This window comes from Castellaniella sp., from assembly GCF_049650445.1.
Classification (GTDB): domain Bacteria; phylum Pseudomonadota; class Gammaproteobacteria; order Burkholderiales; family Burkholderiaceae_B; genus Castellaniella.
On sequence record NZ_JBASAD010000042.1, the window covers coordinates 49,141 to 57,350 of the forward strand.

Annotated in this window: 7 protein-coding genes; all 7 read right to left on the bottom strand. The window is 63.4% G+C overall.

Translation table 11 applies throughout. The annotated features are described in order from the left end of the window. Positions 1-19 precede the first annotated feature (19 nt). On the bottom strand, positions 20-1,501 hold the full coding sequence (locus WA983_RS15185) for an aldehyde dehydrogenase (protein ID WP_424249101.1): 1,482 nt from the start codon (positions 1,499-1,501) through the stop codon (positions 20-22). Positions 1,502-1,528: 27 nt separating this feature from the next. After that, the gene (locus WA983_RS15190; protein ID WP_424249103.1) at positions 1,529-2,401 is read right to left on the bottom strand and encodes a dihydrodipicolinate synthase family protein; all 873 of its coding nucleotides are present in this window, start codon (positions 2,399-2,401) and stop codon (positions 1,529-1,531) included. A gap of 66 nt (positions 2,402-2,467) precedes the next feature. After that, a complete protein-coding gene (locus WA983_RS15195) occupies positions 2,468-3,445 on the bottom strand; it encodes a TRAP transporter substrate-binding protein (protein ID WP_424249105.1) in 978 nt (325 codons plus the stop codon). A 39-nt stretch (positions 3,446-3,484) separates the two neighbouring features. Beyond that, a complete protein-coding gene (locus WA983_RS15200) occupies positions 3,485-4,753 on the bottom strand; it encodes a TRAP transporter large permease (RefSeq protein ID WP_424249107.1) in 1,269 nt (422 codons plus the stop codon). A gap of 43 nt (positions 4,754-4,796) precedes the next feature. After that, positions 4,797-5,303, bottom strand: coding sequence for a TRAP transporter small permease (locus WA983_RS15205; RefSeq protein ID WP_424249108.1), 507 nt, complete (start codon positions 5,301-5,303; stop codon positions 4,797-4,799). Between the two features lie 220 nt (positions 5,304-5,523). Continuing rightward, complete coding sequence (locus tag WA983_RS15210; protein ID WP_424249110.1) at positions 5,524-6,207, bottom strand: GntR family transcriptional regulator; 684 nt, start codon at positions 6,205-6,207, stop codon at positions 5,524-5,526. Between the two features lie 123 nt (positions 6,208-6,330). After that, positions 6,331-7,809, bottom strand: coding sequence for a ribonuclease G (gene rng, locus WA983_RS15215; protein ID WP_424249112.1), 1,479 nt, complete (start codon positions 7,807-7,809; stop codon positions 6,331-6,333). Between the last annotated feature and the right edge of the window lie 401 nt (positions 7,810-8,210).

The window sequence follows — 8,210 nt, forward strand, 5'->3', positions numbered from 1 at the left end:
AGACGTCCAGCTCGTGCACTCAGGCGTTCATGTACCAGATGACCTTGGTCTGGGTGTACTGGTCGAACGCTTCCATCCCCTTGTCGCGGCCGCCGAAGCCTGACAGCTTGTAGCCCCCGAAGGGTGCCGTGATGTCGCCTTCGGAAAAGCCGTTGATCGACACCGTGCCGGCCTTGATGCGCCGGGACACGCGCTGCGCCCGGCCGACGTCCCGGGTGTAGAGCGAGGCGGCGAGCCCGTACTGGGTGTCGTTGGCCAGCGCCACGGCTTCGTCCTCGGTCTCGAAGGTCGTGACCGCGAGGACCGGGCCGAAGACCTCTTCCTGAAACAGGCGCATTGAGGGCGTCACGCCATCGAAGATCGTCGGTTCGACGTACCAGCCGCTGCCCAGCTCGGCATGGATGCGTCCGCCGTGCGCGAGACGCGCCCCTGCGGCCGGCGCTTCTTCCAGGAAGGCCCGCACCTTCTGGAAGTGCGGCTCTTCGACCATGGGGCCGATGCGCGTGGCCGGATCGGTGGGCAGGCCGACCTTCCAGTCGGCCAAACCGTGCTTCAGGCGTTCGATGACGGCGTCCTTGATGCTCGCCTGCACGATCATGCGTGAACCGCAACTGCAGTTCTCGCTCATGTTCCAGAAGGCGGCCGAGAGCATCTGGCCGACCGCCGCATCCAGATCGGCGTCCTCGAACACGACTTGCGGGCTCTTGCCGCCGCATTCCAGCACGATCTCCTTGAGATTGCTTTCGGCGGAATATTTCAGGAACAGGCGGCCGACTTCAGTGGAACCGGTGAAGGACACCATGTCCACGTCAGGGTGGCGGCCCAGCGGCTCGCCGGTGTCCTCGCCCGTGCCGGTGACCAGGGTCAGGGCACCGGCGGGCACGCCGGCCTGGTGGGCGAGCTGGGTCAGGCGGTAGGCGCTGAGCGAGGTCAGCTCGGCCGGCTTGACGATCACCGAGTTGCCGGCCGCCAGGGCGGGCGCGACTTTCCAGGCGAACATCAGGGCCGGGAAGTTCCAGGGCAGCACCGCGCCGACCACACCGATGGGCTCCTTGACGATCAGGCCCAGGGCGTCACCGCCGGTGGGCGAGATGCGGCCGAAGCACTTGTCGACGGCCTCGGCGTACCAGGCGAAGGTGTCCAGCGTCGCCGGCATGTCGGTGTGCAGGCATTCCGTGATGGGCTTGCCTGCGTCCACGCAGTCCAGCGCGGCGATTTCCTCTGAGTGCTCGCGGATCAGCGCCACCCAGTCGAGCAGCACCCGCTTGCGCTCGGCGGGCGCCATGCCCGACCATTCGCCCGACTCGAAGCTGGCGCGGGCTGCGATGACGGCGGCGTTCACGTCGGCTGCGGTGCCCGCGACCAGAATGCCGATCAGCGTGTTGTCGATGGGGCTGACGACGGGCATGCGGGCGGCCGAGGCCTGGAATCCCGGGATCACCGGACCGGCGTACAGCGCGCCGGCCCGGGCCTGGTCGTAGACTCGTTCAATGGCAGACATGGGGTCTCCTTTTCGACGTGCGCCGGGTCAGCGCAGGGGCTGCAGGACGGCTTCCAGTTCGCGCAGATCCGCGTCGGACAGGGACTGGACGGGTTGCCGGCAGGGGCCCACCTTGTTCACCAGAAGGTTTGTGGCGGCCTTCACGGCGGGGTTGTACGGGTGGTTCCAGAAGAACAGGTTGGCGGGCAGCATGCGTTTCCAGAGTTCGGCGGCCTTGCTGAGCTGGCCGGCCTGGACCAGGTCGTAGAGCTCGACGGCCTGACGCGGCATGGCATTGACGGCACCCCAGAAGCAGCCCTGAGCACCGGCCACCAGTGCGTGGAAGGCGAAGGGGTCGGCGCCGTTGAAGACCGGCAGGCCGGCAACGATCAGTTCCTGCAGGCGCACGAAGTTGCCGCTGGTGTCCTTGAGGTACTTGACGCTGTCGATCTGCTGCAGCCGCTTGAAGAATTCCGGCGTGATGTCGAAGCCCGAGTGCACGGGGATGTTGTAGGCCATGATCGGCGTCTTGACCGCCTGGGCGATTCGCTCGTAGTGGCTGTAGACGCCGTCGGGGGTGGGGCCTTCAAAGTAGGGCGGCAGCACCAGCAGGGCGTCGGCGCCCAGACCTTCGGCATGGCGCGAGGCTTCGATGGCGTCCTCGGTGCGGATGGCCGAGGACTGGACGATGAGCTTGGTGCGTCCGTTGATATGGCGCGCGGCGACTTCGGCGATCCGGCGCTTTTCCTCGGTGGACAGGAACGGAAATTCACCCGTGCCGCCGCACACGGCGATGATGTGGACGCCGGCCTCGACCAGGGTGTCCAGATGGGTCTTGAGGCGGTCGTAATCCACCGACGAACCATCGTCGCTCATGGGGGTGCAGGCGGCGGCGCAGATGCCTTTCAATTCTTGGGACATGACGATCTCCTGGCCCGGGGAGCGCCCGGGCCGTATCTCTGGGTTGAACGGGGGTTGGAAAAAGGATTATTCGATGGCGGCGCGGGCGGCCTTCACGTTGGCCTCGCCGTCGGGAATGTCGGTCAGCAGGGACGGATACAGGGAGGCGGTCTTCTCGCGGAATTTGGTGATGTCCGGCGTCACGATCTGCACGCCCATCGCCTTGATCTGCTCCATGCTCTTGGCATAGCCGTCGGTGTAGTACTGGATGCCGTGCTTGACCGCCTCGTCGGCCGCCTCGCGCATGATCTTCTGGTGTTCCGGCGAGAGCTTGTCCATGCGCGCCTTGCTCATCAGCAGGATGGCGGGCATGTAGTGGATCTTGACCAGGTTGTAGTATTTGCTGACCTCGGCGAACTTGTCCTGGATCATGGTGTCGGGCGAAGCCTCACCGGCGTCGATCACCCCGGTCTGCAAGGCGAGATAGACTTCGGAATACGCCATGGGCGTGGGTTGCGCGCCCAGCGCCTCGTAGGCTTTGACATAGCCCGGCGACTGGATAACCCGGATTTTCATCGCCTTCATGTCATCGGGATTCTCGACCTTGCGCACGCCGTAGATATTGCGCTCCAGCGACGAAATCCAGCCCAGACCGACCAGGCCATGCTTGTCGAGGTAGCCCAGCATGTGCTTGCCGAACGGGCTCTGCATGGCGTGGTTGGCCTTCTGCAGATCGGGGAACAGGTACGGCAGCGAAAAGACGCCGAATTCCTTGACGGTGTTTTCGACTGGCGGTTCGCCGGTCACGACCAGCGGCACCGCGCCGGTGCGCGCCGACTGGATCAGCTTGACCTCGCCGCCCAGTTGGCCGCTGGGGAAGACGTTGATTTTCAGCGTGCCGTTGGATTTCGCCGCGGCGACTTCCGCGAGTTTCTCGGCCACGATGTGATAGTGACTGTCGGTGGCCAGCACGTGGCCCAGATTCAGTTCTACGACGTCGGCGGCCTGAACGGCACCCAGGGGCAGGGCGGCGGCGAGGCATGTTGCAAGAAGGGTTTTTTTCATGGTGTGTCTCCGTTGGTGGTGTAGGGGGGGAGTGGGAGGCTAGAGGAATGCCATGGAAAGCCAGGGGATGTAACTGATCAGCAGGACGTCGAGGATCAGCACAGCCAGGAAGATGCCCAGCGGGCGAAGCAGTTTTTCGATCGGCAGGTTGGCGATCTGGCAGGCGATGAACAGGTTCACGCCGACCGGCGGGGTCACCATCCCGATGCAGATGTTGACGATCATGATCATGCCGAAGTGGATCGGGTCGATGCCGAACTGGACGGCGATCGGCGCGAGAATGGGCACCAGGATGATGATGAGGGCGAAAGCTTCCATGAACATGCCGGCCACGAACAGCAGCAGGTTGGCCAGCAGCAGGAAGCCGATGGGGCCGCCCGCGATCTCGGCGATGAAGCGGCCGAAGGTCTGCGGCACCTGGTTCAGGGTCAGCATGTAGGCGAACAAAGCGGCGCAGCCCACGATCAGCATGATGACGCCGGTCATGATGGCCGAGTCGACGAAGGTCTTGGCCAGATCGCGCAGCGTCAGTTCGCGATAGATCAGGCCGCCCACCAGCAGGCCGTAGAGCACGGCGACGACCGAGGCCTCGGTGGCGGTGAAGATGCCTGAATAGATGCCGCCCAGGATGATGACCGGCATCAGCAGCGCGAGGATCGATTCCTTGAGCGCGACATAGATGTTGCATAGCCAGACGCGGGGGCTGACCCGGGTGACGTTGTCGAAGCCGCGCACCGTGGCCACCAGCACGATGGTCAGCATCAGCGAGAAGCCCACCAGCAGGCCGGGCAGAATGCCGGCGATGAACATGCTGCCGATCGACACATTGGCCACCAGGCCGTAAATGATCATGGTCAGCGAGGGCGGGATGATGGCGCCCAGTTCGCCGCCCACGGCCACGCAGGCGGCGGCGAAGTTCTTGGGATAGCCCTTCTTTTCCATGGCGGGGATCATGCTCGATCCGATCGCGGCCGTGGTGGCCGAGGACGAGCCCGACATGGTGGCGAAGAACATGCAGGTCAGGATCGAGGAGGCGCCCAGGCCGCCGCGCAACCAGCCCACGATCGAATTGGCCAGATGGATCAGGCGTCGCGAGATGCCGCCGGTCTGCATCAGGTTGCCCGCCAGGATGTAGAAGGGGACGGCCATCAGGGTGAAGGAGTCGAGCGATTCGAAGATGGTCTGGGGAGCGCTGAGCAGGTCCAGGCCGAATTGCAGCATGGCCAGACCGGCGGCGATGCCCAGGCAGGCGAAGACGGGAACGCCGATCGCCAGGCAGAACAGCAGGGTGCCGAACATGAGGAGCATGGTGATTTGTCTCTGTTTTATTGTGCGTGTGAGGGTGCGCGCCTCAGGCGGTCAGCGCTTCCTGCGCCGCGCCGTTCTGGCACATCAGCACCAGCGTGTTCACTGCGGCCAGCGTGCAGCCCACGGGCATGGCCAGATAGAGCCAGAACTTGGACAGTGTCAGGGCGGGAGAGATTTCATCGGCCCCGAACTGAGTCCATTGCCAGCCGTACCAGGCCATGGCAAGGAAGATCCCCGCCAGCAGGGCCAGGGCTGCGCGTCGCAGCAGCCGCGAGGGCACCGTCGGCAGCGCCTCGGTGAGCGCGGTGACGGCGATCAGCAGGCCGTGACGCGCGGCGATGGCGCCGCCCAGAAAGATCACCCAGACCATCAGGTAGCGCGCGGCCTCTTCAGTCCAGGGCAGGCCCGCAGGCATGCCCAGTTTGGGCAGAATGAAACGCACCGCCACCTGCAGCGAGATCAGTACGACCATGCACAGCAGGCCGAAGCCGACCAGGATGCGGACGAGGAAGTTGAGCCGGTCGATCAGAGGCACCAAGAATGTATTCATAGGATCCTGCCGAAAGTATCCTGTATCCAAAATGAAAGTCTATGGTAGTGGCCGGGAATTGGCGTGTCAACGCGATTTGGATCAGGGGAAACCCTGGCATGAGCCGGGCATGTGCCGGAGGCCGTGCCCGCTCCGGGCCCGCGCGGGCCCGGAATTCGGCAGTGGGGGATGTGCGCGCGTCGGGCTCGGATCCCGGGTGCGCGCCGTGATGCCGGTGGACTTAGTCGCCGTGGCGGGCGGAGAGAATACTGATCAACTGGGCTTTGGTGCGGCGGATATGGGTGGCGAGCAGTTCCAGCGCCTCGGTGGTCTTGCCCTGGCCGCACAGGTCCAGCATGGCCTTGTGCTCGACGGAACCGTCGATCATGGCGTCGGTCCTCGAGATCTGCAGGCGCAGGTAGCGGTCGACCTGCAGGCTGATGCGGTTGACCAGCGAGAGCGAGATCGAGCGCCCGGAGGGCTCATACAGGCTCATGTGGAATTTCCCGTTGAGCGCGCCCCACTGGGCGATGTCCCGGGTGGTGTAGGCCTCGTCCAGTTCGTCGAGTATCCGGCGGGATTTGTCGATCGACGCCCGGGTCATGTTCGGAATGGCGCGTTTGAGCAGATCCAGCTCCAGGACCGCGCGCAAGTCGAAGATCTCGTCGATTTCGGCCATCGAAAGCTCCGATACCGTGGCGCCGCGGTTGGCCTGCATGATGACCAGGCCTTCCGAATCCAGCTGGCGCAGGGCTTCGCGAACGGGCATTCGCGATACCCCGTACTCCTGGGCGAGCTGTTCCTGACGCAGCAGGGTGCCGCCGCTGAATTCGCCGCTGAGCAGGCGCTTGCGCAGGTCGTCGACCAGCATGGCGGCCAGATTCTGGCGCTTGAGGGGTTTGCGTTGACTCGATGCCTGTTCCACGCCAGAGATCCTTTCTGATGCGATCAAGAAGGCAGTATTGTAAACCAGTCAACTGGATACAATAACCAGAAATTGCGCGACATAGTCTGCGTGGTCACTGGATCGGGGCGGGACGCTCCTGTTTCACAGCAGCACGATGTCGTAGTGCTCCTGGCTGTAGCCGGCCTCGACCTCCAGCGAAATCGGCTTGCCGATGAAGTCGCCCAGCATCGCCATGTGCTGGCTTTCTTCTTCCAGGAACAGGTCGATCACGGGCTGTGCGGCGACGATGCGAAATTCCTTGGGGTTGAACTGGCGCGCTTCCCGCAGGATTTCCCGCAGGATTTCATAGCACAGCGTGCGTGGCGTGCGCACCGTGCCGCGCGATTCGCAAGTGGGGCAGGGTTCACACAACTGATGCGCCAGCGAGTCCCGGGTGCGCTTGCGGGTCATCTCCACCAGCCCCAATTGGCTGAACCCGCTTACCGTCGTGCGGGTGCGGTCGCGCGACAGGGCCTTGTTCAACTCGGACAAGACCGAGGCCTGATGCCCGGCGTCATCCATGTCGATGAAGTCCAGCACGATGATGCCGCCCAGATTGCGCAGCCGCAACTGGCGGGCGATGGCGACCGCCGCCTCCAGATTGGTCTTGAAGATCGTGTCGTCGAAATTGCGTCCGCCCACAAAACCGCCTGTGTTCACGTCCACCGTCGTCAGCGCTTCGGTCTGATCGATGATCAGGTAGCCGCCGGACTTCAGATCCACGCGGCGAGACAGGGCGCGAGCGATTTCCTCGTCCACGTTCGCCGTGTCGAACAAGGGCCGGTTGCCGCTGTAATGATGAATGCGGTCTGCCACGGACGGCGTGTAGCGCTGTGCCCATTCCACCAGTTCCTGGGTCACCGTGCGCGAATCGACCGTGATCGAGGCTGTTTCGGGTGTCACCATGTCTCGCAGCACACGCTGTGTCAGAGTCGGCTCGATATAGACGGGAGAGGGCACCGGCACCTGGCGGACACGGGTCTGGATATTGGCCCACAAGGTTCGCAGGTAGGTGATGTCGGCCGTCAGGTCTTCGTCGCTGGCATCCTCGGCCTGAGTGCGGACAATGAAACCGCCGGGTTCGTCCTGAGGTTTGAGCCCCACCAGCCGCTCGCGCAGGGCATTGCGCTCTGCCTCGTTGCCGATGCGCTGAGAAATGCCGATATGCGGTTCGTGCGGCAGATAGACCAGCATTCGTCCCGCAATACTGATATGGGTGGACAGGCGAGCACCTTTGGTCCCCAACGGGTCCTTGATCACCTGGACCAGCAGGGGCTGGCCTTCGAACAGCAGCTTTTCGATCGGGGTTTGCGGCGCATGGTCGCCGTTGCCGATGCGGGCATGACGGTTTTGCCGCAGGTCGGCCACGTGGATGAAGGCCGCCCGCTCCTGGCCGATGTCCACGAAAGCGCTTTGCATGCCGGGCAGTACCCGGGCGACGCGGCCCAGATACAGATTGCCGACGTGGCCGCGCTGGATGCTGCGCTCGATGTGCAGTTCCTGCACGACGCCCTGGGTGGTCAGGGCCACGCGGGTTTCAAAAGGCGTGACGTTGATGAGGATATCTTCGCTGCTGGACATGGTGTGTTGTTCTTCTTTCTATATAAAGACCAGTGCAAGACCGGCGCATCAATCAATAGGGCTGAGCATGAATTTATCATCTTGCACGATGCGCCTCCTAGCAAGCCATCGTCCCTTTTTTTTCGGCGGGACGGCGTGCGCCCCTTGTCGGGACTGTTCGCAGTCTGTTCCGGCAAGGGGGCATGCCGGCCGAGGTCCGAGCACAGGAGGCAACTATAGAGAAAGGATCATTCCCTATAGAGGAAACACCCCCTGGGACTCCCCCTGCGGCCAGGTTTTTTGACGTTTTGAAGACAGGATTTGCATTGCATAAAAAAGCTGTGCTATAGTCTCGTTTCTTCGCCGCCAGGCACTCGGGTTAACCCCTAGATTGAACGGTTTTACCAGAATGGTTGCCGCAT

What these genes read in the sequence shown, in the direction of transcription:
- WA983_RS15185 (WP_424249101.1), bottom strand. Translation starts at nt 1,501, where the DNA reads ATGTCTGCCATTGAACGAGTCTACGACCAGGCCCGGGCCGGCGCGCTG.
- WA983_RS15190 (WP_424249103.1), bottom strand. Translation starts at nt 2,401, where the DNA reads ATGTCCCAAGAATTGAAAGGCATCTGCGCCGCCGCCTGCACCCCCATG.
- WA983_RS15195 (WP_424249105.1), bottom strand. Translation starts at nt 3,445, where the DNA reads ATGAAAAAAACCCTTCTTGCAACATGCCTCGCCGCCGCCCTGCCCCTG.
- WA983_RS15200 (WP_424249107.1), bottom strand. Translation starts at nt 4,753, where the DNA reads ATGCTCCTCATGTTCGGCACCCTGCTGTTCTGCCTGGCGATCGGCGTT.
- WA983_RS15205 (WP_424249108.1), bottom strand. Translation starts at nt 5,303, where the DNA reads ATGAATACATTCTTGGTGCCTCTGATCGACCGGCTCAACTTCCTCGTC.
- rng (WP_424249112.1), bottom strand. Translation starts at nt 7,809, where the DNA reads ATGTCCAGCAGCGAAGATATCCTCATCAACGTCACGCCTTTTGAAACC.